The sequence below is a fragment of the Lacticaseibacillus suihuaensis genome (genome assembly GCF_054785075.1).
Window position 1 is genome coordinate 75,803 of record NZ_BAAGBJ010000003.1, and the last position, 25,418, is coordinate 101,220.

19 protein-coding genes are annotated in these 25,418 nt (G+C 63.7%); 15 read left to right on the forward strand and 4 right to left on the reverse strand.

Annotated features, from left to right (window positions below):
* The first annotated feature begins 62 nt into the window (after window positions 1–62).
* Window positions 63–1,583, forward strand: a complete 1,521-nt coding sequence (locus ACYVRZ_RS04015) for a helix-turn-helix domain-containing protein (protein WP_461225034.1) — start codon at window positions 63–65, stop codon at window positions 1,581–1,583.
* Between the two features lie 293 nt (window positions 1,584–1,876).
* Complete coding sequence (locus ACYVRZ_RS04020; RefSeq protein ID WP_461225035.1) at window positions 1,877–3,991, forward strand: AAA family ATPase; 2,115 nt, start codon at window positions 1,877–1,879, stop codon at window positions 3,989–3,991.
* Window positions 3,992–4,575: 584 nt separating this feature from the next.
* Here the strand turns inward: ACYVRZ_RS04020 and ACYVRZ_RS04025 are convergent.
* Window positions 4,576–7,254 (reverse strand): transglycosylase domain-containing protein, encoded by a 2,679-nt coding sequence (locus ACYVRZ_RS04025; RefSeq protein WP_461225037.1) that lies wholly within the window; start codon window positions 7,252–7,254, stop codon window positions 4,576–4,578.
* 130 nt (window positions 7,255–7,384) lie between these two features.
* Here ACYVRZ_RS04025 and ACYVRZ_RS04030 point away from each other — a divergent pair, with 130 nt between their 5' ends.
* Entirely contained in the window at window positions 7,385–8,071 is a 687-nt protein-coding gene (locus ACYVRZ_RS04030) for a YjjG family noncanonical pyrimidine nucleotidase (protein ID WP_461225039.1), read from the forward strand.
* A 211-nt stretch (window positions 8,072–8,282) separates the two neighbouring features.
* On the opposite strand, the gene ACYVRZ_RS04035 is transcribed toward ACYVRZ_RS04030, so the two are convergent.
* The 3 genes from ACYVRZ_RS04035 to ACYVRZ_RS04045 form a co-directional block, all read right to left on the reverse strand.
* The gene (locus tag ACYVRZ_RS04035) at window positions 8,283–9,038 is read right to left on the reverse strand and encodes a biotin--[acetyl-CoA-carboxylase] ligase (RefSeq protein WP_461225041.1); all 756 of its coding nucleotides are present in this window, start codon (window positions 9,036–9,038) and stop codon (window positions 8,283–8,285) included.
* 67 nt (window positions 9,039–9,105) lie between these two features.
* Entirely contained in the window at window positions 9,106–10,512 is a 1,407-nt protein-coding gene (pepV, locus tag ACYVRZ_RS04040) for a dipeptidase PepV (protein ID WP_461225043.1), read from the reverse strand.
* 81 nt (window positions 10,513–10,593) lie between these two features.
* Window positions 10,594–11,898 (reverse strand): glycerophosphodiester phosphodiesterase, encoded by a 1,305-nt coding sequence (locus ACYVRZ_RS04045; protein ID WP_461225045.1) that lies wholly within the window; start codon window positions 11,896–11,898, stop codon window positions 10,594–10,596.
* Window positions 11,899–11,974: 76 nt separating this feature from the next.
* Between ACYVRZ_RS04045 and ACYVRZ_RS04050 the strand changes: the two genes are divergently transcribed.
* The 12 genes from ACYVRZ_RS04050 to queA all read left to right on the forward strand — a co-directional run bounded on the left by ACYVRZ_RS04050 (window position 11,975) and on the right by queA (window position 25,406).
* Entirely contained in the window at window positions 11,975–12,295 is a 321-nt protein-coding gene (locus tag ACYVRZ_RS04050) for a hypothetical protein (protein ID WP_262314924.1), read from the forward strand.
* Window positions 12,285–13,349: a YibE/F family protein gene (locus ACYVRZ_RS04055; RefSeq protein ID WP_461225046.1), complete on the forward strand. Its 1,065-nt coding sequence runs from the start codon at window positions 12,285–12,287 to the stop codon at window positions 13,347–13,349. Before ACYVRZ_RS04050 ends, ACYVRZ_RS04055 begins: the two co-directional genes overlap by 11 nt.
* Window positions 13,346–14,083, forward strand: coding sequence for a YibE/F family protein (locus tag ACYVRZ_RS04060; RefSeq protein WP_461225048.1), 738 nt, complete (start codon window positions 13,346–13,348; stop codon window positions 14,081–14,083). Before ACYVRZ_RS04055 ends, ACYVRZ_RS04060 begins: the two co-directional genes overlap by 4 nt.
* Window positions 14,080–14,682, forward strand: coding sequence for a metallophosphoesterase (locus ACYVRZ_RS04065; protein ID WP_461225050.1), 603 nt, complete (start codon window positions 14,080–14,082; stop codon window positions 14,680–14,682). The genes ACYVRZ_RS04060 and ACYVRZ_RS04065 overlap by 4 nt, the downstream gene beginning before the upstream one ends.
* Before the next feature lie 69 nt (window positions 14,683–14,751).
* Window positions 14,752–15,000, forward strand: coding sequence for a hypothetical protein (locus ACYVRZ_RS04070; protein ID WP_461225052.1), 249 nt, complete (start codon window positions 14,752–14,754; stop codon window positions 14,998–15,000).
* A 127-nt stretch (window positions 15,001–15,127) separates the two neighbouring features.
* Window positions 15,128–15,478, forward strand: a complete 351-nt coding sequence (locus tag ACYVRZ_RS04075; protein ID WP_262314919.1) for a DUF1827 family protein — start codon at window positions 15,128–15,130, stop codon at window positions 15,476–15,478.
* Between the two features lie 169 nt (window positions 15,479–15,647).
* A complete protein-coding gene (locus ACYVRZ_RS04080; RefSeq protein WP_461225054.1) occupies window positions 15,648–17,483 on the forward strand; it encodes an APC family permease in 1,836 nt (611 codons plus the stop codon).
* Between the two features lie 259 nt (window positions 17,484–17,742).
* Window positions 17,743–20,460, forward strand: a complete 2,718-nt coding sequence (gene mutS, locus ACYVRZ_RS04085; RefSeq protein WP_461225056.1) for a DNA mismatch repair protein MutS — start codon at window positions 17,743–17,745, stop codon at window positions 20,458–20,460.
* 32 nt (window positions 20,461–20,492) lie between these two features.
* Window positions 20,493–22,661 carry a DNA mismatch repair endonuclease MutL gene (mutL, locus tag ACYVRZ_RS04090; RefSeq protein ID WP_461225058.1) on the forward strand — a complete coding sequence of 723 codons (2,169 nt, stop codon included), beginning with the start codon at window positions 20,493–20,495 and terminating at the stop codon, window positions 22,659–22,661.
* Window positions 22,662–22,755: 94 nt separating this feature from the next.
* Window positions 22,756–23,334 carry a Holliday junction branch migration protein RuvA gene (gene ruvA, locus ACYVRZ_RS04095; protein ID WP_461225060.1) on the forward strand — a complete coding sequence of 193 codons (579 nt, stop codon included), beginning with the start codon at window positions 22,756–22,758 and terminating at the stop codon, window positions 23,332–23,334.
* A 22-nt stretch (window positions 23,335–23,356) separates the two neighbouring features.
* Window positions 23,357–24,358: a Holliday junction branch migration DNA helicase RuvB gene (gene ruvB, locus ACYVRZ_RS04100; RefSeq protein ID WP_461225062.1), complete on the forward strand. Its 1,002-nt coding sequence runs from the start codon at window positions 23,357–23,359 to the stop codon at window positions 24,356–24,358.
* A gap of 13 nt (window positions 24,359–24,371) precedes the next feature.
* Entirely contained in the window at window positions 24,372–25,406 is a 1,035-nt protein-coding gene (gene queA / locus ACYVRZ_RS04105; protein WP_461225064.1) for a tRNA preQ1(34) S-adenosylmethionine ribosyltransferase-isomerase QueA, read from the forward strand.
* The last annotated feature ends 12 nt before the right edge of the window (window positions 25,407–25,418 follow it).

The window sequence follows — 25,418 nt, forward strand, 5'->3', positions numbered from 1 at the left end:
GGCTTCATTCGGTATAATGAAAGCGATTAGTCTGCGCCACTGCGCAATCTGGAGGAAGCCTTGTGAAAGAGTCCGTCGACCTGTTCTTGCAAAAAAGCGCCTGGGAGAAGCTCAGCTTGTATCGCACCATTCAGCACCTCAAACGCACCGAGCTGCCAGTGGCGACGCGCGTTCAAGAGCAGCTGGCCGGCACGCCGCGCGTGATCGAAGAGGTCAACCTGCGCCGCGTGGCCAACCTGACGGGCAAGAACTACGGGACGCTGTACTACACCTACAACCAGCTTTTGGAGCAGTTGCGGGTGCTGGCCAAGACGCCAGACGCCGACACCGCGACGCTGTTTGCGTTGCCCGACGGCGAGCTGCGCATGGCGCTGGTCGCCCAGGGGGTGGTGTACCAGTTCCTGCGCCACGTGCTGGCCGAGGACCTGCCGCACTTTGAGGCCTTCGTGGCCGCCAGCGACGCGTCGCGGGTGACCTGCCTGCGCTACCTGCGGCCGCTGCGGGATATGGCCAAGCGGCTGGGGGTGCGGATTGTGTACGAGAAAATGCACCTGAGCGGCGACGAGGCGCGGATCCGGATTTTTCTGACCGCGGCCTTTTGGTTGGCGACCGACGGGGCGGCCTGGCCCTTTGCGGCGACCACGCGCGACACGGCGTTGCGGCAGGTGACCGCCATCGGGGCGGCCTTCGAGCGCGACTACCAAAGCCCGGTCATCCGCGAGGTGCTGGCCTACTACAACGCCGTCACCGCCGCCAGGCTGAGCCACGGGCACGTGGTCGACAAGCCCAGTGCCCCACTGAGCTACCCGGTACCCAACCTGTTTGCCGATCAGGCCGCCCTCAGCCGCATCGCCCAGTTCAACGAGTCGCAGCACATGTACCAGCTCAACTTCCTGCTGCCGCTGTATGCGGTGGCCGAGGATCCGGACGTGGCGGCGACCATCGCGACCTTCCGTCGCTACAGCGCCGATCTCTACCAGTTCGTCGACCGCTTCATGCGTAAGCTGCCCGACGCCGTGCTGGATCCCGATCACCTGAGCGCCACGCAGCTGGCGATGATTCAAGCCGACCTGCTGGCGGTGGTGACCAGCGTCGCGACGTTCGGGTTGGACCTGGGCGCAAGCGTCGCCTACGCCTTCAACCAACGCGTGGCCCGGGGAGCGGCCGATCCCAGGCTCGAGGCGCTGGTTCACCAGACGGTGGAGGCCGTGGCGATGCAGCAGCGCCTAACTTGGTTGGGCGATCACGACCTGGCCGCCGTCGCCCAGGCGCTGTACGCCAACCTGCTGCCGGTCCAGCGCTTCGCGCGGCCGCAGCACAAGGTGAAAGTGGCGCTGATGCTTGAGCCGACGATGCTGGGGTTCGCCGATCTGATCATCTTCATGCAGCAGCAACCCTTCGTCGAGCTGTTGCACGACCACTACGAGGCGGCCGACTTGGTGATTCAGGCCTCGTCCTTGCCGCTCAATCTGGCGGCCACCAAGCCGCAGGTTCGCTTTCGCTGGAACATGAACGCCGCAAGCGACCTGTTCGGCGAGCTGGCCGGGGTGCTTTACGCGATGGCCCAAGACAGCGGGGCGTGACCGTAACGCCCATGCGCCAGAAGGCCGCGCGACCAATTGGCCGCGCGGCCTTTTCCTTCGTCCGTATTTAGCACTCTCGTTGACAGAGTGCTAAATCCGTGGTATCATGGTTTATGTAAACAAGAAGGCGTCACCCAGCAGAATCGAACACGTTGAAGGCATCGCGCATCGGGATGTCTTTTTGCTTGCACCGCGCCGTGAGCAGATGGCTTGCGGCACCAGGCGTCACCCGCGTTTAATGGTGGGGACGACAAGTAGCGACCGGCGTTCGCCGGCGACAAGGGGGAATCATGATGGCAAGTTTCAACGATCCGTTTTTCAACAACGACATGGACGACTTTTTCAGTGATGTGCTGCGGCGCATGGGCGACGGTCAAAACCGCCGCTACGTGGTCAACGGCCACGAGCTGACCCCAGACGAGGTGGCCAAACTCCAGCAGGGCCAGGCCGGCGGGGCGATTCCGGTTCAAGACGCCGGCGCTAAGGCCAAGCCCGCAGGTGGCATTCTCGAGAAGCTCGGGCGCAACCTGACGGCGGAGGCCAAGGCCAAGACGCTTGATCCGGTGATCGGCCGCGACAAGGAGATTCAAGAAACCGCCGAAATCCTGAGTCGCCGCACCAAGAACAACCCGCTTTTGGTCGGGGATGCCGGTGTCGGCAAAACCGCCGTGGTCGAAGGGCTCGCCCAGGCGATCGTGCAGGGCAACGTGCCGGCGGCGGTCAAGGACAAGCAGATCTACTCGATTGACTTGGCCAACCTCGAGGCCGGCACCCAGTACCGCGGCAGCTTCGAGCAAAACATTCAGGACCTGATCAAGGCGGTTCAAAAGGCCGGCAACGTCATCTTGTTCTTCGATGAGATTCACCAGATCCTCGGGGCCGGCGCGACCGGCGGCGAGGAAAGCGGCGGCAAGGGCCTGGCCGACATCATCAAGCCGGCTTTGTCGCGCGGCGAGCTGACGGTGATTGGCGCCACGACCCAAGACGAGTACCGCAACACAATCATGAAAGACAGCGCCTTGGCGCGGCGGTTCAACGCCGTGACGGTGCTTGAGCCAAGCGCCAAGGACACGGTCACCATCCTGAAGGGCATCCGCAAGCTCTACGAACAGCACCACCACGTGCAGCTGCCGGATGACGTGTTGCAGGCCTACGTGGATTATGCCGTGCAGTACCTGCCGCAGCGGACGCTGCCCGACAAGGCGATTGACCTGCTGGACATGACCGCGGCGCATCTGGCGGCCAAGCACCCGGTGGTCGACAAGGTGGCGCTGGAGAAGCGCCAGGCCGCCCTGACGACCCAAAAGGACCAGGCGGCCAAGGCCGAGGACTTCGAGCAGGCCGCCAAGCTCAAGACCGAGCTTGAGGCCGTCCAAGCGCAGCTTGAAGCGCCCGCCACCACCGCCAAGCCGGTGGTGGCGACGCCGGACGACGTCGCCCAGTCCGTCGAGCGGCTGACCGGCATTCCGGTGGCGCAGATGGGCGCCTCCGACATCGAGCGGCTCAAGACCATCGGCACCCGGCTCAAGGGCAAGGTGATCGGTCAAGACGAGGCGGTCGACATGGTCGCCCGGGCGATTCGCAGGAACCGCGCCGGCTTCGACGAAGGCAGCCGCCCGATCGGCAGCTTCTTGTTCGTCGGCCCAACCGGCGTGGGTAAAACCGAGCTGGCCAAGCAGCTCGCCTTGGATCTTTTTGGCGACAAGAACGCGATTATTCGCCTCGACATGTCCGAGTACAGCGACCGCACCGCGGTTTCCAAGCTGATCGGCACCAGCGCCGGTTACGTCGGCTATGAGGACAACGGCAACACGCTGACCGAGCGGGTTCGCCGCGACCCTTACGCGATTGTCCTGCTCGATGAAATCGAAAAGGCCGACCCCCAAGTGTTGACCCTGCTGCTGCAAGTGCTGGACGACGGGCGGCTAACCGATGGCCAGGGCAACGTGGTCAACTTCAAGAACACCGTGATCATCGCGACCTCCAACGCCGGCTTCGGTGACACCGCGCTGTCCGGTGACCAGGCCAAGGATCGCGACCTGATGACCCGCCTGGCGCCGTACTTCCGCCCGGAGTTCCTCAACCGCTTCAATGGCATCGTGGAATTCAGCCACTTGACCCGAGCGGACCTGGACAAGATTGTCGGCCTGATGCTCGACGACGTCAACCGCACCCTGGCCAAAAAGGGCCTGACGCTGACGGTCACCAAGCCGGCCCGTGAGTGGCTGATCACCCAGGGCTACGACGAGGCGATGGGGGCGCGGCCGCTGCGCCGCGTGATCGAGGCCAACATCCGCGACACGGTCACGGATTACTACCTGGATCACCAGGATGCCACCGCCCTGGTCGCCGACTTGAAAGACGGCCACATCGTCATCAGCGCGGCTGAACCGGTCGCCACGGCCTAACCGTGAGACCAACAGGGTCCTTGCGCAAGCAAGGGCCCTGTTGGCGTCTGGCGCCGCCAAAAAAACGTCCGGCACAGGCTACGCCGGACGCGCCGAAGCCACCGCGGGGGGAAACGCGCGGCGGCCTCGGTGTTCTTGCTGGTTGGTGCGATGACGCCGTGGTCGCGAGTTGGCAGTTGCACAACTCGCAGCGTCGCTTGGTACAAGTGGTACAAGCCACCGGTCAATGCCCCGCCGCAGCTACCTCGCATGGCGAGTAGGCGGGGCAATACGCAGCCGGTGGGTGGTGGTCCACACCCTGGTGGTCGGCCTCAATCGGAGGGGGCCGTTGCGCGAAAACGTCGGCGTTGTTGCCTGGTTCGGCATGGCATGAGTGGGGTACTGGGAATGCTTATGTCCCGGACCGTTCCCCATAGACGGTGGCCGTGCTGCGGCTGTGATCAAAGCCGCCGCCCCGTCCTAAGATAATCATCTGAAGCTAGTGTAAGCCCTGTCATTTTGGGCGTCAACTTTTAAGCTCACGTGGTGGCACGGCGCCAAAACGCCCCTGATCAGCCAGTCGCTGATCAGGGGCGTTTGCGTGTTCATTGCTGTTCGGATTGCGTGGCCTCGGTGCCGGCGCCACCGCTTTCGGTCGCCGTGCCGGTTTCACCGCTTGCCGCCTCGGTGTCGGCGGTGGTTTCACCGCTCGCCTGAACCTCTTGCGTCGCGGTTTCGGGGTCGGTGGTCGCCGCACTGTCGATGTCGGTGCTGGCGGCCGCGTCGCCGGTGCTGTCGGTGGTGCTTGTGCTGCTGCTTTGCGCCTGGCGCATTTCGGCCGCGGTCTTGGGCTCGTCCTTGCCGTCGGACTTGACGCCGTAGCCGTTGCTCATGCCGATGAAGTGCTCCCAAAACAGGGCGTAGTTGCTGTCGGTGCCGCCGATGGCGAACTTCGCCTGGGTGGCGGTCGGCGTCCAGTTGTTGTACAGGCTGGTCAAAGTCTCGCCGCCGACGTTGAAGGTGCTGCCGTTGTACAAGACGCTGCCGGCCTTTTGCCCGGTTTCGGCGTTGACGGCCACCGACTTGACGCCGCTTGGCCGCTGCATCTGGCGGGTGAGATCGAAGCGATCCGGCATCACCCGGTAGGCGGCGTTAACCAGCTTGGCCCAAAGGCGCTGGTTGACGACGGACCCCTCGGAGCTCAGCGTGTGGTTGGCGCCGGCGTTGTTGTCGTAGCCCATCCAGCTGGCCATGGTCATGCCCGGCGTCGAAGCCAGGAACCAGACGTCCTTGTAGTCGTTGGAAGTCCCGGTTTTCCCAATCAGGTTGGACGTGTCGAAGTTGACCAGGTAAGGTACGGTCGACGCGGTCCCGGAGGCCACGACCTCGTGGAGCATCTGCTGCATGATGTAGCTGGTGGCCGGCGAGAAGACGCGGTTGGGCTTGGTCTTGTGCTGGTAGACGACGTTACCCAACGGGTCGACGATTTTGTCGATCACGTACGGGGTGACGTGGGTGCCGCCGCGTTCGAAGGTGGCAAAGGCGCCGGCGGCCTGCCGCACGGTCACGCCGTAGTCGGTTCCGCCCAGGGCCAAGCCGAGCTGGCTGTAGTCGTTTTTGGTCAGCGTGTCGATGCCGTTTTTGACCATGTAGGACTTGACGTCGACGCTTTGGCGCAGCCGCGAGTAGAGCTGCACGGTGGGAATATTATAGGAAAACTTCAGCGCGGTGGTCGCGCTGACGAACTTGTTTTGAACCACGCCGCCGTAATCGGTGACGGAGTAGCCGCCAAAATCATGCGGGAAATCGGCCAGCATGGTGCCGGAGCCGATGATCTTGTTTTCGATCGCCGGGCCGTACACCAGCGTCGGCTTGATCGAGCTGCCGGGCGACCGCTTGGTGTTGATGTGGTTGACCTGGCCGGACGTGCCGCCGACGAAGCTGACAATCGCGCCGGTGCTGTTGTTCATCAGGACGGCGCCGGTTTGAACCGGTTCCGAGGAGACGGTGGTCTTGCCGGTGATCGAGTCGGTGCTGGTGGTGGTGTAGGTCTGCCCCAGTGACCCCTTGTTCTCGGCGACCACGGTTTGCATCGCGTCGTAGGCCGCCTTGTTGATGGTCGAGTGGATCGCGTAGCCCTTGGTGGCCAAAAGCGACTTCGCGTCGGTTTGGTACTGGTTGGCCAGCGCCGTGTTTTGCTTCAGCTCGGCTGCGGTGTGGCCGTCTTTTTTGGCCAGCTGCTGGGCCAACACCGTGGTGGCCTCGCTGGTCACCATTTCGTAGACGTAGCTGTACTTTTGCGAGGCGCTGGTGGCCTCGGCGCGGGGCAGGAAGTCGGCCTTCAGATCGTAGGCCTTGGCCTCTTGGTACTGCTTGTTGGTGATCGTGCCGGCGCGGTACATGCGAAACAGCACGGTTTTTTGCCGGTTGAGGCCGATGTCAAGCTCGGCCTTGGGCTTCAAGGCGCCGGTGATGGTGTAAGGCGTGTACACCGACGGGCTTTGCGGCAGGCCGGCGATGTAGGCGGCCTGGGCGAGGTTGAGGTCCTTGGCGCTCTTGCCGAACAGCCCCTTGGCCGCCGTCTGCACCCCGGCGATGTTTTGGCCCTTGTTGTTGCGGCCCAGGGTGACGATGTTCAGGTACGTCTCCAGGATTTTTTGCTTGGGGTAGTAGTGATTCAACCGCAAGGCGTACATGATCTCGACGGCCTTGCGCTTGAACGTGGTCTCCGAGCTCAGGAACTGCAGCTTGACCACCTGCTGGGTCAACGTCGACCCGCCGGTTTGGCTGCCCAGCCCGGTCAGATCGGAGAACACCGCGCGAACCAGCGCCTTGGGGACGACGCCGGGGTTGTCGTAGAAGTCCTCATCTTCGGTGGCGACCAGCGCCTTTTGGAGCCAAGGCGAGATGCCAGCGAGGTCGACGGTTTCGCGCAGCAGGTCGTTTTTCATGTGGCCGAACGAGACGTTGTGGGCGAAGTACAGGGACGTCGCCTTGTCCACGTTGTCCAGGGTGCGGGTCATCACCGCCTTGGACGGGACCTTGGTTTCGTTGATGATCTCGGCGAAGTAGCCGCCGAGGATGCCGACGCCCAGCGCCCCCAGGACAATTAGGGTGCCGATTGCGTAGTAAAGAAGCGAACGCAGGGTTTGCAGGGTCACGTCGACGTACAGGGGCCAGGTTGTTTTCGATAACTTCGGCAGCGGCTCGGGCCGCGCCTTCTTGGGTTTGGGCGCCGCGTCGCCGCGAAAATGTGCCCATTGATGTTTGAATCCGGTTTTCAAGTCGTTCCCACCTTCGTGTTGGTCGCACAATATCAGTTATTATAACCCAAAACCCGGTGGCCTGCTTGCGGATGTGCGAAGCCGCCGCGTTTGTGCTACGCTGGTCTGAAAAGACGCAATGGAGGCTCCCATGTACCAAACGCTACTATTCGATGTTGATGACACACTGCTGGACTTCAAGGCCGGTGAAATGGCGAGCCTGCGCCAGACCTTCGCCGGCCTGGGGCTGACCGACACGGCGGCGCTTGAGGCCGATTACCTGAAGCTGAACGCGAGCCTGTGGCGGCAGTACGAGGCCGGCCGGATTCCGCGCGAGCAGATCTTTTCCACCCGCTTCACCGCGCTGTTTGACAAGCACGGCCTGGTGTTCGACGGCATCGCGGCCGAGCACACCTACCACGCGCTTTTGGATCAACAGGCGATTTTGCTGCCAGGGGTCGAAGCGGTGTTGGACCAACTGAAGGCCGCGCGTTGCTACATCGTGTCCAACGGCATCGCGCCGGTGCAGCAGGCCCGGCTGACCAAGGCCGGCATCCGCGACCGCTTCGCCGCACTGTTCGTCTCCGATGCGATCGGGGCCCCCAAGCCGACCACGACCTTTTTTGATTACGTTGCGGCCAAGATTCCCTCCTTCGACCCGGCAACCACGCTGATCATCGGCGATTCGCTGACCTCGGACATCCAAGGTGGCCAAAACGCGCATCTGGACTCGGTGTGGTTCAACCCGCACTTCGTTCCCAACCGCTCCGCCATTCGCCCAGTGTATACCCTGAACCGCCTAGCCGACCTGCCGGCGGTGGTCCACCGCACCAAGTAAAAAGCCTCGCCTGAAGCGCCGGTCAACCGAGATGGCTGGCCGCGACAAGGCGAGGCTTTTTGCAATGGTGGGTGGGGGAGCGGCGGCGTGAGCCCCCTCCCGAGTGATCACCGGCGTTGCGGTAGCCGCCACTCGGCAATCGCCCACCGCGGTCGCAAGCCGGCGCGGTCACGTCTGAGTCGGGCTTTGCCTGCGCCGCCTGGGTGCGACCTCACCGCCGGCGAATTGAACCGGTGGCCGCGGTCACCAGTCCGGCCGCAGTGGCCAGCTGCAGGCTGCCGTCGTTGGCGAAGCCGGCGATGGTGCCGGTCTGCACCGGTCCGGCACCGGTCAGCGTGACGGCCGCCCCCAGCCAGGCGGCGCGTTGCCGGTAGGCCGGCATGATGTCGGCCGGCGTCGCCAGCCGGGCCGCCAGGCGGCTGAGGAAGGCGGCGGCCAAGGTGGCGCGGCAATCCGGCGCCTGGGCGTCTTGCAGCCAGCCGATGGGCAGCGCCGTCGCGGCCAGTGGCACCGCCGGCCGGGGCCGCAGGTTGACGCCGACCCCTAAGATGACGCGCAAGGCGCCGCCGGTGGCCGCCGGCACCGCGGTGGCCAGGATGCCGGCCACCTTGCGTTCGTTCCAAAGCAGGTCGTTGACCCACTTGATCTGCGTGGTGACGTCAAGCACCGCCGCAATCGCCTCTTGAAGCGCGACGCCTGCCGCCGGGGTGACCAGCGAAAGCGGCAGGTCGGCCGGCGGGGCGAAGGCCAGGCTGAGGTACAGCCCGGCTGCGGCCGGCGAGCTGAAGGTGTGGCCCGTGCGGCCGATGCCGGCGGTTTGGGTTTCCGCCAGCACGACCAAGGGTGGCGCCGTGGTCGCCAGCTCGCGCGTGGCTGCCAGCTGCGTGGAATCGAGCGTCGCCGCGGCCTGAATGGTCAGCCCCGGCCAGCCGGTGGTGCGGTTTTGAATCAGTGCGACGTCAAGCATGGTCCTCCTTGCAGGTCAAAAGACCCAGGCGCTTGGCCCGGGTCCTTCAAACCGTGAACGATGTGGGTTACTTGACCAACCGCGCGATCGCGTCGGCGTAGATGGCGACGGCGCGGATGATGTCGGCCACCGGCATGTACTCGTTGGCCTGGTGCATCACGTTCTCTTGGTCTGGCATCTGGGCACCGAACGCGACGCCGCGGGTGATGATGCGGCCGTACGTGCCGCCGCCAATCACCTGCTCGTGGACCGGCAGGCCGGTGTGGTCGCTGAACGTACCCAGCAGCGTCTGCACCAGCGGGTCGTCGCCTGAGACGTAATGCGGCCCCTGGGCGTGGCCGTCGATGGTGACGTCGACTTGGTCTGGGCCAATCGTGGTTTCGATCCGGTCGCGAATCGCCTCGGCGTCGGTGCCTTGCGGGTAACGCACGTTGATCATGACGGACTGTTCCGCGTCTTGGCCGAAGGTGAACAGGTCCGGGCTGGCCGTCAGGTCGCCCATCAGCTTGTCGGTGTAGGCGATGCCCAGCTTGTGGCCGCGGGAGTCGTCGTGCATCAGGTTCGCGATGGCCGTGAGGTACTGCTTGCCGGCGGGGTCAAATCCAAACGGCGCGAGCAGCACCGCCAGGTAGGTCGCGGCGTTGACGCCACCACGCGGCTCCTGCGCGTGGGCGCCCTTGCCGGTCAGCGTGATGGTCAGGCCGCTTGCGGCGTCTTGGCTGGCCACGGTCACGCCGTTGGCCGGGCCGAAGGTGGTCAGCGCCTCGCGCAGCGCGGCCGGGACGTCACCGGTCAGCGTTGCCGTGGCGGTTTGCGGCACCATGTTGGTGCGGATGCCGGCGGTGAAGCTGGTCAGGGTGAGGGCGGCGGAATGCGCCGCGACCGGCTTGAAGGTCACCTTGAAGGTCGCGATGCCCTTTTCACCGTTGATGATTGGGAACTCCGCGTCCGGTGAAAAGCCAAAATCCGGGGCCGGCTGGTTTTCCAGGTAGCGGTTGATGCCGACCCACTCGGACTCCTCGTCGGTGCCGATGATGAAGTGAATTTTCTTGTTGACCGGCAGCTTGAGGTCGCGGATCAGGCGCAGGGCGTAGTAGGCCGCGATGCTTGGCCCCTTGTCATCGGATGCGCCGCGGGCGAAGAGCTTGCCGTCCTTGATCACCGGTTCGAAGGGGTCGGTGTCCCAGCCGGGGCCGGCCGGCACCACGTCCATGTGGCCGAACAGCCCGAAAATCTCGTCGCCGTCGCCGTATTCGATGCGGCCGGCCACGTTGTCGACGTTCAGGGTTTTGAACCCGTCGCGCTCGGCCAAGGCCAGCATCGCGCGAAGCGCCTTGGCCGGGCCCGGACCCAGCGGCTCGTCTTGGGTGCCGTGGGCAACGTCTCGTGCGGAGTCGATGCGCAGCAGTGTGGTGAGGTCTTGCAGTAAGTCGTCTCGGTAGTTCTCGGCTTCTTTTTGCCAATCGATCGTCATCTTATCCCTGCTTTCTATTGATAGCCGGCGTTATCGCCACTTCCATTGTACCCGGTATTCGCGGTGCGAACAATGCCGCCGTCACTGGGCGGTTGACCACAGCGTTGGATCCAGGAGCGGCCCGTCAAACCACAGGCGCTGCGGGGCCTCGGGCAAGACGCCGCAGTTGAGCGGCCGCGGCACCAGTGCCTGAGCCATGCCCAGGCGTTGTAGCCGCACCCAGCCGGCGGTGAGCTTGACCCAGGTGTGGCCGCGGCGTCGCACCACCGCCAGAATCGTGGCGGCCGCGTTGCGGGACAAAAAGCCGCTGCGGCCGCTGGTGCTACTTGGACCGTTGCGCAAGAAGAGGCGCAGGCCGCGGGGCCTGGCCACCACGCGGCGGTTGAGCAAGGCGGTGGCCCAGCCGGCGGCCGGCGCCTTGGTCAGCCCCGCGGTTGGGACGTAGCGGTTTTGGCTCAGCTGGGCGTACCACACCCCGTTGGAGCGAACCTCCGCCTTGGTGGCAAAGCCCTGGCCGCTGGCCAGCGTGTGGCCGGTGGCCGCCTGGGTGTAGGGGTTTTCGTAAATCGGTAGGGCGGCGGTCGTGGTGTTGACCAGTCGCGCATCGACGCTGCGTCGGCTGGCCTTGCGCCGCAGTCTCGCGTAGGTGCTTGCGACCTGCGGATAGTTGGTGACCACGCCGTCGAGGTTCAGGTTGGCCAGCCAGCGCCACTTGGTGGTGGTCTCGTTCATCTCGTCCCAGACGTACACCAGCTGGTGCATCGCGTGAAGCGACTTAACCATGTCTGGGGTGACCAGGTCGGCGGCGACGTCGATGCCCGAGGCGTACTTGAACACGGCGAAGGTGATGCGGTGCAGCGACCCGACAATCAGGAGGCGCGGCACCTGCGGCAGCAGCTTTTGAAGACGCTTCAGGCTTTTTTTGGAAAAGGAGTGAAACATCACCCGGTCGGTCATGTGGGTGCGAACCAAGGCCGCGGCAATCTTGGCCTCCAGGTGGGGGTGGGGGATGCCCGGCTCAATCTTGGTCTCGATCAGCAGGCGGCCCGGGCGGTGTTGGTAATGGGTTAAGACTTCATCAAGGCTGTGAACGGGCTCGCCATTTTTGGTATGATAGGCGTGAAGCGTGGCGAAAGGCGTGGCGGCGATGGCCAAGTCGGCCCCGGTCATGCGCATGATCGTCGGGTCGTGTTGCACCACCAGCACCCCGTCTGCGCTTTCCTGCACATCAAGCTCCACCGCATCGGCGCCGCTGGCCAGGGCCAGGTCGTCGCTTTGCAGCGTTTCTTCGGGGGCCTTGGTCGGATCGCCGCGGTGGCCGACCACGGTGAAGGCGGTGCAGCACAGATAAATTCCAATTAATGACAACAAGATTGCGTTTCGCATAGGCCCTCCTAGTGGTGCCTCGACCATACCACAAATGCCGCAGCGGCCCAAGTCAACGCAATCGCTGGAGGGTACAATGGCGGACAAGCAGAAGTTCGAAACCTTCGATCTAATTCAGGAAATCACGCTCAACGACGGCACCAAGTACGCCGAGCTGGGCAACATCATGATGAACGGCCGCGCCGAACGCGCCGCCTTGAACGGGCTGATTCAGCAGGTGCGAATCGTGCAGCTGAACATTCCCCACTCCACCTCGGTGCGGGTCTACGAGCAGTACGTCAACACCCACTACCAGTTCCCGCCGGTCGACGTCAAGCAGTGGGACGTCTGGGCCAAGCCCGAGGGGCCGGTTCTTGCGGCCTACAACCAGATCATGAAGGAAAACCATGTGGCGTAAGTGGCGCTACCTGCTGCCGGTGCTGGTGTTTGCGCTGGGGTTCGGGTTGGCGCGACTTGATGCCGGCCTGTACCGCCAGCCGATTGCCCAGGTGACCACGGTTCGCGTTTCCCACACCGCGACGCAAAAAGATAACCTGGGAAATAATGACCGGCTGACCACCCAAAAGGTGGCCGCCCGGCTGCTCAACACCGCGCGGCGGGGTCAGGTGATTCACTTCACCAACGTCTACTCGTACTCCGGGGCGATGGACAGCCGCCTGGTTCAGGGCAGCCAAGTCTTCGTCAGCCGCACCAACGGCGGCTACCAGCTGCGCGACCGCAAGCGCGACGGCGTGATCATCGGCCTGTTCGGCTTTGCCGTGGCGCTGCTGATCCTGGTGATGCGGCGGCGCTTCGTGCTGTCGGCGGTCAGCATCCTGGCCAACGTCGGGCTGTTGCTGGTGGCGCTTCACGTGGAGATTCAAAATCACCAGACGCTGGCTTGGTGGCTGTTCACCGGCCTGGCGGTGCTGTTCACCGCGGTGACCACGGTGCTGGTCGTCGGCTTCAACCGCCAGGCCGCCGTGGCGGGGTTTGCGACCATCGGCGCCACCGCCGCCGGGGTCGCGTTGGGGTACCTGATCTTCACGCTGACCGGCTACAAGAACTTGCACCTGGAGTCGGTGAAGTACGTGACCCAGGCGCCGCAGCTACTGTTTTACGTCCAGATCATCATCGGTGCCTTGGGGGCGGTGTTCGACGAATGCACGGACATCACCGCCGCGGTGTCGGAGCTTGCGGCCGGTGGGGCGGCGCGGTTTCGCGCCGGCATGGCCATCGGCCGCAACATCATGGGGCCGCTGATTGCGGTGTTGTTCATGATTTTCATCGCCGACACCTTCACCGAAAGCGTGCTGTGGCTGCGCAATGGCAATTCGATCAGCCAGACGGTGATCTGGGTGATGGGGCTGGGCTTCGCGCAGTCTTTGGTGTCGGCCTTTGGCATCGTGCTGGCGGTGCCTTTGACCGCCGCACTTGCGGCCTGGGCGGCGCCTAAGGAGGTGGTCGCATGAGCACAATCACGGCCTTGGGCCTCACACTTTTGGGGCTGTTGCTGGTGGTCGGTGGCAAGCAGGGGCTGGCTAACTTCCTAGCCCTTGTGATCAACGCGGTGGTGATGATCCTGGCCGTCGTGCTGATGGCCGGGGGGTTCAATCCGATCGCCGTGGCGGTGGTGGTTGGGCTTATCGTGCTGGCCGCGGTGATTTTCCTGTCGACCAAGGACGCTGAGGTCGCAGGCGCCGCCTTCGTCGCGTCGCTTGCGGTGATGGGGCTGGTGCTGGCGGTGGTGATCACCGCGGTCATCCTCAGCCACACCGCCGGCTTTGGCCCTGAGGACTCGGAGGAGCTTGAGGGCTTCTCCTTGTACATCGGCATCAGCTTTCAGAATCTCCTGATCGCCACCGGGCTGCTCAGCACCCTGGGGGCAATCGCCGAGGCGGCGGTGGCGGTAGCCGCCGGCATGACCGAGCTCGGGGCGGCGGTGACGCTCGCCGCTCGCCGGCGCATGGCCGGGGCGATCATCGGCACCGGGTTGAACACGCTGTTCTTCGGCTTCTTCGGCGGCTTTGCCGGCCTGTTCGTCTGGTTCGCCCAGCTGCACTACCCGTTTTGGGAAATCCTGAACAACCAGATTTTTGCCGGGGAGCTGATTCAGGTGCTGTTTGCGGTGATTGCCGTCACGCTGACGGTGCCGATCACCATGTGGGTCGTGCTGACCCGCGCCAAAGGAGGACGCCAATCTTGAATTTTTTCATTGCGGATACTCATTTTGACCACGCCGACTTGCTGGGCAACAACGACTTTGCGCCGCGGCCCTTCGCAAGCGTTGCGGCGATGAATGCGGCGATGCTTGATGCCTGGGCCGCTCGCGTCGACGACAACGACGTGGTCTACCACCTCGGCGACATCGCGATGAACCCGGAGCACGTGCCGACCAATGCCCGGGTGCTGGCGCTGTTGCAGGACCTGCCCGGCCGCATCGTGTTCATCAAGGGCAACCACGACTACCAGGCGCTGTTCAAGTTCCTGGCGGCGCATGACCCGGGCTGGCACGACCAGCCCAAATTCAGCTTCCACCGCGTCGGCACGATTCTCAAGGACGACCACACCCAGTTCATCCTGTCGCATTACCCGATGATGCTGGGCATCACCAAGCAGACGCTGAACCTGCACGGCCACATCCACCACAGCATGGTGCCGATTGCGACCAACCTGAACGTTGGCGTCGATGCCCCGGAGCGGGAGCTGCTGAAGACGCCGCTGCCCTGGGGCAGCCCGCTGACGGCCGGTGAGATCCACCAGCTGGCGGCGGCCAAAAAGGCCTGGTTAGATAAAAGAAATTAGACGATTCACATTGATTTTTAATCAGAGCCTCGGTAGAATGTCATTAAGACATTCGATGGAGGTGATGAGGTGGACACGCGGGAGATGAACGAGCTGCAGGCCGTCCGCCACGCGGTACTGGCCGCAAGCCCGGCCGCCCAGGCGGCGCGGGTCAACGCGCTGTTGACGCTGGTGTTTCGCAAGATTGAAGGCAAGGACTTTACCCGGGACTATTACGAATACAGCTTTTGGCCGCAGCTGGCGCCTTTGCTTGAGCCTTCCAAGCAGGCGACCATCGCGGCCTGCTTCGCGCCGCTGTTGCAGGCACCGCCGGCCTAGCGCGGTTGGCCGGGGCCCTGTTACCTGACAGCGACCGGTCGTGCGGTTGGCCGGGCGAAAAAAATCGGGTGCTGGAATTTATTGGGGTGGGGCAAACGTGGTACACTTACCTAAAGGAGTGATGACCATGAAACTGATCGCCAACCCGATCCGGCTGAACCTCAGCCTGCACAAGATGCTGCCGTACACCATGCGCTACCTGTACGGCAAAAGCACCGTCAAGGCCTTTCGCCTTTACACCCTGGGATCGGTTCACGTGCATTACATCGAGGGCTTTGCCAAAGACGATGTCGTGATGACCCACGAGAAGCGCAACATCAAGCAAGAAGAGATCGATTTTGTCGTCGCGAAGCTATTCCCGAACGTCGATGCCGCCGAGCTGACCATCAACCACGCGGCCAAAAACCAGATTGAATCCGACCTGCACCACAAGATTCGGGTCAAGGACCTTGTGATTATCGAACACCCGGTTGCCTGACCGGGTCCCCTGCGACGACCTGCTGCAAGCTGCGGCGGTCGCTTTTTTGGTTGGTTGACCCGGCGGCGCTTTACGGAATGTTAAAGTTTTGATAGTATTGCGGTGAATTGCGCGTTAAACTAACTGAGTTTGCTTTGGCGAACCGATCAATCTTGAATGGAGCATTCGAATGAATCATATCAAGCGCCTTTTGGTGGGGAAGCCTTTGAAGTCTTCTGAGGAAGGCGGACAAAAGCTTGGAAAATTCAAAGCGTTGGCCATGCTGTCCAGCGACGCGCTGTCCAGTGTCGCTTACGGGACCGAGCAGATTGTCTTAGTCCTGACCACGCTGTCGGCGGCGGCCATCTGGTACTCGCTGCCGATCGCCGCGTTCGTGCTGATCTTGCTGCTGTCTTTGACGCTGTCTTACCGGCAGATCATCCACGCCTACCCAAGCGGCGGTGGGGCCTACCTGGTCGCCTCCGAGAACCTGGGCCAAAACGCCGGCCTGGCCGCCGGCGGGAGCCTGCTTATCGACTACATGCTGACCGTGGCGGTGTCGACCTCGGCCGGGGCCGAGGCGATCACCTCGGCGATTCCGGCGCTGTACGGCCACCAGGTCGCCATCGCCTTGGTGATCATCATCCTGCTGACCGCGATGAACCTGCGCGGCCTGAGCGAATCCGCGAACTTCCTGATGATTCCCGTCTACCTGTTCGTGGTGGCGATCACCGCGATGATCGTCTGGGGGCTGTTCCAGATCGCGACCGGGGCGATTCCTTACAAGGCCACCGCGGTGGTCGGCGGCGTCGTGCCGGGCATCTCCGCGGCCTTGATCTTCCGCGCCTTTTCCAGCGGGTCGAGCTCCTTGACCGGGGTTGAGGCGATCTCTAACGCCGTACCGTTCTTCAAGAAGCCGCGCGAACACAACGCGGCCAGCACCCTGGCCATCATGGCCACAATCTTGGGCTTCTTCTTTGCCGGCATCACCTTTTTGAACTACTGGTACGGCATCGTGCCCGAGGCCAAGGTGACCGTTTTGTCCCAGGTGGCCAAGGCGACCTTCGGCGGCACCGGCGTGATGTACTACGTGATTCAGTTCTCGACGGCCCTGATCTTGGCCGTCGCCGCCAACACCGGCTTTTCCGCCTTCCCGGTTCTGGCCTACAACATGGCCAAGGACAAGTACATGCCGCACATGTACATGGACCGCGGCGACCGGCTGGGCTACTCCAACGGGATCTTGACGCTGGCCATCGGCTCCGGGCTGTTGATCACGATGTTCCAAGGCTCCACCGAGCGGCTGATTCCGCTGTATGCCGTCGGCGTGTTCATTCCGTTCACGCTGTCGCAGACGGGGATGATTCGCCACTGGTGGCACCGCCACACGACGGAAAAAAGCTGGCTGGGCAAGAGCATTGCCAACTTCTCCGGCGCCTTGATCTCATTTGCCATCTTGGTAATCCTGTTCGTCTACCGGCTGCCGGACATCTGGCCGTTTTTCATCATCATGCCGGCCTTGGTCTTCGTCTTCTGGAAAATCCACGGCCACTACCAGGAAGTCGCGATGCAGCTGCGCTTGCCGCAAGACATTGAGCTGCACGACTACGCCGGCTCCACGGTAATCGTGCTGGTCGGCAACGTGACGCGGGTGACCCGCGGGGCGTTGAACTACGCGCAGACCATCGGCGATTACGTCATCGCGATGCACGTGTCGATGGACGAAAACCCCAACAAGGAGCAGGAGACGCAGGCCGAGTTCAAGCAGGACTTCCCGGATGTTCGCTTCGTCGACGTCCACTCCTCGTACCGCTCGGTTGAGGCACCGACCATTCGCTTCGTTGACATCGTGGCCAGAAACGCCGCCAAGCGCAATTTCACGACCACCGTGCTGATTCCGCAGTTCATCCCCAAGAAACCGTGGCAAAACATTCTGCACAACCAGACGACGTTCCGCCTTCGCGCCGCGTTCGCCAGCCGCGAGAATGTCATCATCGCCACCTACAGCTACCACCTGAAGCGCTAGTTCCTGCGCCTCCACCCAAGCGACCCGTGCCAAGCCCAGCTTGCGCCCGGGTCGCTTTGGCGTTGCCGAAGGGCCGCTGCGAGGCGACTTTGTCAACCGGAATCTGGGGCGGCCGCACCACCGCTTTGGGCGTTGGGGCGAGGCGTCTGCCCCGGGTTCGCCGCGGTCGGGCCGGCGGGATTCGCCGCGTTCAAACCCGCGGTCCGACGCGGGTCAAATCATGTTAGAATTGTCCTAGCACAAGAATAGGAGTTAGACCATGCCGCAAAAAACGCAAGACACGCCGATGATGCAGCAGTACCAGGCGATCAAGGACCAGTACCCGGACGCCTTTTTGTTCTACCGCATCGGGGATTTTTACGAACTCTTCTACGACGACGCCATCCGCGGCTCGCAGCTTCTGGAGCTGACGCTGACGGCTCGCAACAAGTCGGCGACCGACCCGATTCCGATGTGCGGGGTGCCGCACCACGCGGCGCAAAGCTACGTCGACATCCTCGTGGATCAGGGCTACAAGGTCGCCATCTGCGAACAGATGGAGGACCCGAAAAAGGCCGTGGGCATGGTCAAGCGCGAGGTGATCCAACTGGTCACCCCGGGCACCAAGATGGACATCAAACCGGGTGCCGCCAAGGCCAACAACTACCTGGCCGCGGTGGTGCCGGCTGCCGGCAAGTACGGATTGGCCTACGCGGATCTGACCACCGGCGAGCTCAAGGTGACCACGCTGGCCAACCGCTTCACGCTTCAAAACGAGCTGGCCGCCTTGAATAGCCGCGAGGTGGTGGTGCCGACCGAGCTCAGTGAGGCCGACACCAAGCTGCTGGGGGCCGGGCGGCTTTTGAGTCCTGCCGACGCGGTGGTGTTGGCCGAGGCCAGCTACGTCAGCCAGGATCTGACCGACGAGCTACAGGTGCAGGTCGTCGCGATGCTGATGAACTACCTGCTGACCACCCAAAAGCGCAGTCTGGACCACATTCAAAAGGCAGTGGCCTACCAGCCCTCCGCCTTTCTCGAGATGGATCAAGACGCCCGGGTGAACCTGGACATCCTCAAAAACAGCCGCACCGGCCGCAAAGGCGACACCTTGCTGGACGTGCTCGATCGCACCAAAACGGCGATGGGCGGCCGCCTGCTCAAGCAGTGGCTGGACCGGCCGCTTTTGGACCTGGCGCAGATCAAGACCCGCCAAGACCAGGTGCAGGACCTGCTCGATCATTACTTTGAACGTAGCGAGCTGCAGGAGCGGCTGACCAAGGTGTACGACCTGGAGCGGCTGGCCGGCCGGGTGGCATACGGCACGGTCAACGGGCGCGACTTGATTCAGCTGCAGACCTCGCTGGACCAGGTGCCGGCGCTCCAAAGCATTTTGCAAGCACTGGACGATGGTAGCTTCAAGCACCTGCTGGCCGCCTTGGACCCGGTGCAAGACGTCGCTAACCTGATTCGCCGCGCCATCGAGCCGGAGCCACCGATCGCCGTCACGGAAGGTGGCGTCATCTTGGCCGGCTACAACCAAAAGCTCGATGACTACCGCGAAGCGATGACCAACGCCAAGCAGTGGCTCGCTGAACTCGAGGCCAAAGAACGCGAGGCCACCGGCATTCACAACCTGCGCATCCGCTTCAACAACGTGTTCGGCTACTATATCGAAGTGACCAAAGGCAACCTGGCCAAGGTGCCGGCCGGCCGCTATGAACGCACCCAGACGCTGACCAATGCCGAACGCTTTTCCACGCCCGAGCTCAAGGAGAAGGAGACCCTGATTCTGGGGGCCAAGGCCCATGCAATGGATCTGGAGTACGACCTGTTTCAAGACATTCGCGAGCAGGTCAAGGCCCAGATTGGCCGGCTGCAGGCGCTGGCGGCCCAGGTCGCGGCGCTTGACGTGCTGCAAAGCTTCGCCGTTGCGGCGGAAAACGACCACTACATTCGCCCGGAGATCCACGCCGGGCGCCACGACCTGGCGATTCACGGCGGCCGCCACCCGGTGGTTGAGCACGTGCTGGGCGAGGCCCAGTACATCCCCAACGACGTGGTGATGCAAGATGGCACCGACATCCTGTTGATCACCGGCCCCAACATGTCGGGGAAAAGCACCTACATGCGCCAGCTCGCCTTAACCGTGATCATGGCCCAGGCCGGCTCGTTCGTGCCGGCCGATTCGGCGAGCCTGCCGGTGTTCGATCAGATCTTCACCCGCATCGGCGCCGCCGATGACCTGGCCAACGGCCAAAGCACGTTCATGGTCGAAATGATGGAGGCCAACGCGGCTTTGAGCCACGCGACGGCCAGCTCGCTGGTGCTGTTCGACGAAATCGGCCGCGGCACCGCGACTTACGACGGCATGGCGCTGGCCCAGGCGATCATCGAGCACCTGCACGACCACGTTCACGCCAAGACGCTGTTTTCGACCCACTATCACGAGCTGACCGCCCTGGGCGACCACCTGGCCCGGCTGCAAAACGTTCACGTCGGCGCCGTGGAGGAGCATGGCAACTTGGTGTTCCTGCACAAGATGCTGCCGGGGCCGGCCGACAAGTCCTACGGGATTCACGTCGCCAAGCTGGCCGGGCTGCCGGCCAGCCTGCTGACCCGGGCCGACCACATCCTGAGCCAGCTGGAGGCCGCGGCGCCGGGCGAAGCAGCCAGCGGGGAAGCCGCCACCGCGTCGCCCGAAGCGGCCGGCGCGGCTATCGCAGCCGCGCCAAGCCCGGCGCCGCAGCCTGCTGACCCGCAACCCGGGGCCGCGGCGCTGGTCGCTGAGCTGGCCGCCGGGGAAGCCGCGACGCCTGTCGACGCAGAACCCGCAGAACCAGTCGACGCGCAGCTGTCCTTGTTCGAGCCGGAGCCCGTCGTGCCAAAGGCCGACCCGATTCTCAAGAAGCTCGGCAAGTTCGACCTGATGGAAGCGACCCCGATGGACGCGATGAACCTGTTGTACGAGCTGCAAAAGCAATTGAAGAAACGGCGCTGATTCGTTGACGCCGGCGGTGAAAGGAGACGCAGATGCCAAAAATTCACGAGTTACCGGAGACCTTGGCCAACCAGATTGCGGCCGGGGAAGTGATCGAACGCCCGGCCAGCATCGTCAAGGAGCTGGTCGAAAACAGCATCGACGCCGGGGCCACCCAGGTCGATATCTTGATCGAAGAGGCCGGGCTGGCCACGGTGCAGGTGATCGATAACGGGGCCGGCATCGAGGCCGCGGACGTCCCGACGGCCTTTTTGCGCCACGCAACGTCCAAAATCCTGACCACCCGCGACCTGTTCAACGTTCACAGCCTGGGCTTTCGCGGCGAGGCGCTGGCCAGCATCGCGGCCATCGCCGACGTGACGCTGGTGACCGCCACAGACAACGGCCTGGGCACGACCGCCCACCTGCGCGGCGGTGAGCTGTTGGACCAGCACACCACGGCGGCGCGGCGCGGCACCCAGCTGACCGTTCACGATGTGTTCTACAACACCCCGGCGCGGCTCAAGTACGTCAAGTCGCAGGCCACCGAGCTGTCGCGCATCGCCGACATCGTCAACCGCCTGGCGCTGGGTCACCCCGAGGTCGCGTTTTCCCTCAAGAACGGCCAGAACCTGATGCTCAAAACCGCCGGTCACAACGACCTGCAGCAGACCATCGCCGGCATCTACGGCGTGAGCGTCGCCAAGCGCATGATGCAGGTCCAAGGTGAAGACGACGACTTTCGGATTCACGGCTTCACCAGCATGCCCGACACCACTCGGGCCAGCCGCAACTACCTGAGCCTGATGATCAACGGCCGCTACATCAAAAACTACCGGCTGACCAAGGCGCTGATCGCCGGCTACGGCTCCAAGCTGATGGTCGGCCGCTACCCGGTGGCGGTGATCGACGTCACGATGGACCCGCTTTTGGTCGACGTCAACGTGCATCCGACCAAGCAGGAGGTGCGGCTGAGTAAGGAAGACCAGCTGGCGGCGCTGCTGGAGCAGGCGGTGCGGCGCCAAATGGGGGCCCAAAACCTGATTCCAGACGCCTTGGGCAACCTGCCCAGGCACTCAAGCGTCAACCTCGAGCAGCTGACCATGGCGCTGAACTCGGCGTCGGCCGGTCAGCTGGTCGGCGAACCCAATCGCCTTGCGTCCCAGCCCGGCACCGGGTTGGGGGCCGGCGCGACGCCGCGGTCCAACCGCGACGGGCAAACCGCCGGGTCGGCGCCGGCCGACGGCGCAGCCGCTGCCGGTCGGGTCGCCGACTCGGGGCTGCCCTTCGCTGACGTGGCGACCCCGCAGCCGCACCAGGCGCCGCAAGCGTCCGGGGCCGCCCAGGCGGCGCTGGAGCCGACCGCTTCGGCCCAAGCCGCTAGCGACAACGCCGCAAGCGCAGCCGCTGGGCCAGGCCCTGATACCGCCGACCGCTACGGCCTGGCCATCACGGCGCTTTCGGCCAAGCCAATTTTCGATGATCCGCAGGCCCTGGCCGCCTGGGATGCGCGGTACGCCACCCAGCCGCCAGTTGCGCCGGCGTTCGCCGCCGCGACCGCCGCGGCCGCCGAGCCGGTTGCCTTGCAGCCGGTCACGCCGCCGGCCAAGCGCTTCCCGGACCTGCGTTACCTGGCGCAGGTTCACGGCACGTACCTGCTGGCTGAGGCCGAAGACGGGCTGTACCTGCTGGACCAACACGCCGCCCAGGAGCGGGTGAACTACGAGTACTACCGCGTCAAGATCGGCGAGGTCGCCGCGGCCGAGCAGGCGCTTTTGGTGCCTTTGGTGCTGGACTACCCGGCGTCCGACGCGGTGGCGATTCGGGCTCACCGCGCGGTGCTTGAAGGCGTCGGCGTGTTCCTGGAGGATTTTGGCCAAAATACCTTCGAGGTGCGGCAGCATCCGACTTGGATGCAGGCCGGCCGCGAGGAGGCGACGATTCGCGAGCTGATCGATTGGGTGCTCAAGGACGGCAAGGTCACCGTCGCCCAGTTTCGCGAGCAGGCCGCGATTATGATCAGCTGCAAACGCGCGATCAAGGCCAACCACCACCTGGACGCCCCGCAGGCCAAGGCGCTGATTGAAAAACTCTCGCACGTCGAAAATCCGTTCAACTGCCCCCACGGCCGGCCGGTCTTGGTCCACTTCAGCAACACCGACCTAGAGAAAATGTTCAAGCGCATCCAAGACAGCCACGAAAGCGCGCATCACCGTAGCTGAGCCCACGCGGCCCGCCGCGGTCGGTTTCACCGCCGCCTGGCCTGTGCTACAATGGACCAAACACATGTACTGCACAGTCAGAAAGGGGCAACTCATGTACGAATACCTCAAGGGCGTGGTGGCGGCCATCACGCCGAGCTTCTTGGTGCTCGAGGTGCAAGGCGTCGGCTACCGGCTGTTGGTGACCAACCCTTACGCCTACCAGGAAGGGGCGGCGGCCACCGTCTACGTTCAACAGATCATTCGCGATAACGACCAGGCGCTGTACGGCTTCGTCAGCGCCGGCGAGAAGCAGACCTTCAACCAGCTGTTGACGGTCACCGGCATCGGCCCCAAGTCGGCCCTTGCCATTTTGGCCAACGCCAGCACCGACGGCCTGGCCGGTGCGGTGGCGGCCGGTGACGTCACGTACCTGACGAAGTTTCCGGGCATCGGCAAGAAGACGGCCCAGCAGATTATTTTGGATCTCAAGGGTAAGCTGGCCGCCCCGGTCGGCGACCTCTTCACCCCGGTCGCGCCGGTGGCCGACCCGGCCCTGAACGACGCCTTGGCGGCCTTGGTCGCCTTGGGCTACCCGGAAAAAACCGTGGCCAAGCTGACCACGAAGCTGGCCAAAAGCGGCGCCAAAACCACCGACGCCTACCTGCGCGAAGGGCTGCGCCTGTTGAGCTGAGGGATTAGAAAGGAGGGCCAACGTGACCGACGAAAGAATTGTGGGCACCGGGTCTGAGGAAGCGGAGGACGTGGTCGAGCGAACGCTGCGACCGCACCGCCTGAGCGGCTACATCGGCCAGACCGCGGTGAAAAACCAGCTGGCCGTCTACATCAAGGCGGCCCAAAAGCGCGAGGAGGCGCTGGATCACGTCCTGCTCTACGGGCCGCCCGGCCTGGGCAAAACCACCCTGGCGTTGGTAATCGCCAACGAGCTGAACGTGCAGATTCGCACCACCTCCGGCCCGGCGATCGAAAAGCCCGGCGACCTGGTGGCGCTGCTCAACGAGCTGCAGCCCGGTGACGTCTTGTTCATCGACGAGATCCACCGGCTGCCCAAGATTGTCGAGGAGATGCTGTACTCGGCGATGGAGGATTTTTACATCGACATCGTGGTCGGGCAGGGGCCGACCGCCCATCCCGTGCATTTTCCGCTGCCGCCGTTCACGCTGATCGGCGCGACGACTCGGGCGGGGATGCTGTCGGCGCCGTTGCGCGACCGCTTCGGCATCACCGAGCACATGGCGTACTACACGGCAGAGGAGCTGCAGCAGATCGTGCTGCGGTCGGCCGGCATCTTCAACCTGACGCTGCCCGAAGACTCCGCGCTTGAAATCGCGCGGCGGTCGCGCGGCACCCCTCGGATCGCCAACCGGCTGCTGCGGCGCATCCGCGACTTCGCCGACGTCGCCGGACAGGCGGTGTCCGTGCCGATCGTCGACCACGCGCTGGATCAGCTGCAGGTCGACCAAAAGGGCCTGGATTCGATCGACCGCAAGCTGTTGATGATGATGATCCGCGACTACCAAGGCGGTCCGGTCGGGCTGGCCACCATTGCCGCCAACATCGGCGAGGAAACGGCCACCATCGAGGAAATGTACGAACCGTATTTGCTGCAGATCGGCTTTTTGAAGCGGACGCCGCGGGGGCGCATGGTCACCCCGGCCGGCTTCGCCCACCTCGAACAACCGTACCCCATTCAATGATTGGAAGGAAAACATGTTAACGACTGAAGACTTCGACTACGACCTGCCCCAGGAACTGATTGCCCAGACGCCGCTTGAGAAGCGCGACGCCAGCCGCATGCTTGTGATGAACGCCGAAACCGGGGCGCTTGAGGACAAGCACTTCTACGACATCTTGGATTACCTGAACCCGGGCGACGCCGTGGTGATGAACGACACCCGCGTGATGCCGGCGCGGCTATACGGCGTCAAGCCGGACACCGGGGCCCACATGGAAGTGCTGTTGCTGCGCAACACGACGGGCGATCAGTGGGAGACCCTGATGAAGCCGGCCAAAAAGGCGCCGGTGGGGACCGTGATCGACTTTGGTGACGGCCTGTTGACCGCCACCGTCGTGTCCGAGCTGGAGCACGGCGGCCGCATCATCGAGTTCCACTACGACGGCATTTTCATGGAGATTCTCGATCAGCTGGGCGAAACGCCGCTGCCGCCTTACATCAAGGAGAAGCTCGACGACCCCGAGATGTACCAGACGGTCTACGCCAAGGAGGTCGGCTCCGCCGCGGCGCCGACCGCCGGGCTGCACTGGACCAAGGAACTGCTGGCGGCGGCTCAGGCCAAGGGCGTTCGGCTGGTCTACCTGACGCTGCACGTCGGGCTCGGGACGTTCCGGCCGGTGTCGGTGACCAACATCGAGGACCACAAGATGCACAGCGAGTTCTACCGCTTCTCCCAAGAGGCGGCCGACACGCTCAACGACGTCCGGGCACACGGCGGCCGCATCGTCGCGACCGGCACGACCTCGATTCGCACCCTTGAGACCATCGGCACCAAGTTCGATGGTGAACTGAAAGCCGACTCCGGCTGGACCGACATTTTCATCAAGCCGGGCTACCAGTGGCGAGCGGTCGACGCCTTCATCACGAACTTCCACCTGCCTAAGTCGACGCTGGTGATGCTGGTCGCGTCCTTCACCGGCCGCGAGAACATTTTGAACGCCTACGAACACGCCATCAAGGAGCGCTACCGCTTCTTCAGCTTCGGCGACGCGATGTTCATTCATAAGTAACCCCAAGGAGGC

Coding starts and splice junctions, on each gene's coding strand:
- ruvA (WP_461225060.1), top strand. CDS start 22,756: ATGTACGAATACCTCAAGGGCGTGGTGGCGGCCATCACGCCGAGCTTC.
- ACYVRZ_RS04060 (WP_461225048.1), top strand. CDS start 13,346: ATGAGCACAATCACGGCCTTGGGCCTCACACTTTTGGGGCTGTTGCTG.
- ACYVRZ_RS04050 (WP_262314924.1), top strand. CDS start 11,975: ATGGCGGACAAGCAGAAGTTCGAAACCTTCGATCTAATTCAGGAAATC.
- ACYVRZ_RS04080 (WP_461225054.1), top strand. CDS start 15,648: ATGAATCATATCAAGCGCCTTTTGGTGGGGAAGCCTTTGAAGTCTTCT.
- ACYVRZ_RS04075 (WP_262314919.1), top strand. CDS start 15,128: ATGAAACTGATCGCCAACCCGATCCGGCTGAACCTCAGCCTGCACAAG.
- mutL (WP_461225058.1), top strand. CDS start 20,493: ATGCCAAAAATTCACGAGTTACCGGAGACCTTGGCCAACCAGATTGCG.
- ACYVRZ_RS04045 (WP_461225045.1), bottom strand. CDS start 11,898: ATGCGAAACGCAATCTTGTTGTCATTAATTGGAATTTATCTGTGCTGC.
- pepV (WP_461225043.1), bottom strand. CDS start 10,512: ATGACGATCGATTGGCAAAAAGAAGCCGAGAACTACCGAGACGACTTA.
- ACYVRZ_RS04020 (WP_461225035.1), top strand. CDS start 1,877: ATGGCAAGTTTCAACGATCCGTTTTTCAACAACGACATGGACGACTTT.
- ACYVRZ_RS04030 (WP_461225039.1), top strand. CDS start 7,385: ATGTACCAAACGCTACTATTCGATGTTGATGACACACTGCTGGACTTC.
- mutS (WP_461225056.1), top strand. CDS start 17,743: ATGCCGCAAAAAACGCAAGACACGCCGATGATGCAGCAGTACCAGGCG.
- ACYVRZ_RS04035 (WP_461225041.1), bottom strand. CDS start 9,038: ATGCTTGACGTCGCACTGATTCAAAACCGCACCACCGGCTGGCCGGGG.
- queA (WP_461225064.1), top strand. CDS start 24,372: ATGTTAACGACTGAAGACTTCGACTACGACCTGCCCCAGGAACTGATT.
- ACYVRZ_RS04055 (WP_461225046.1), top strand. CDS start 12,285: ATGTGGCGTAAGTGGCGCTACCTGCTGCCGGTGCTGGTGTTTGCGCTG.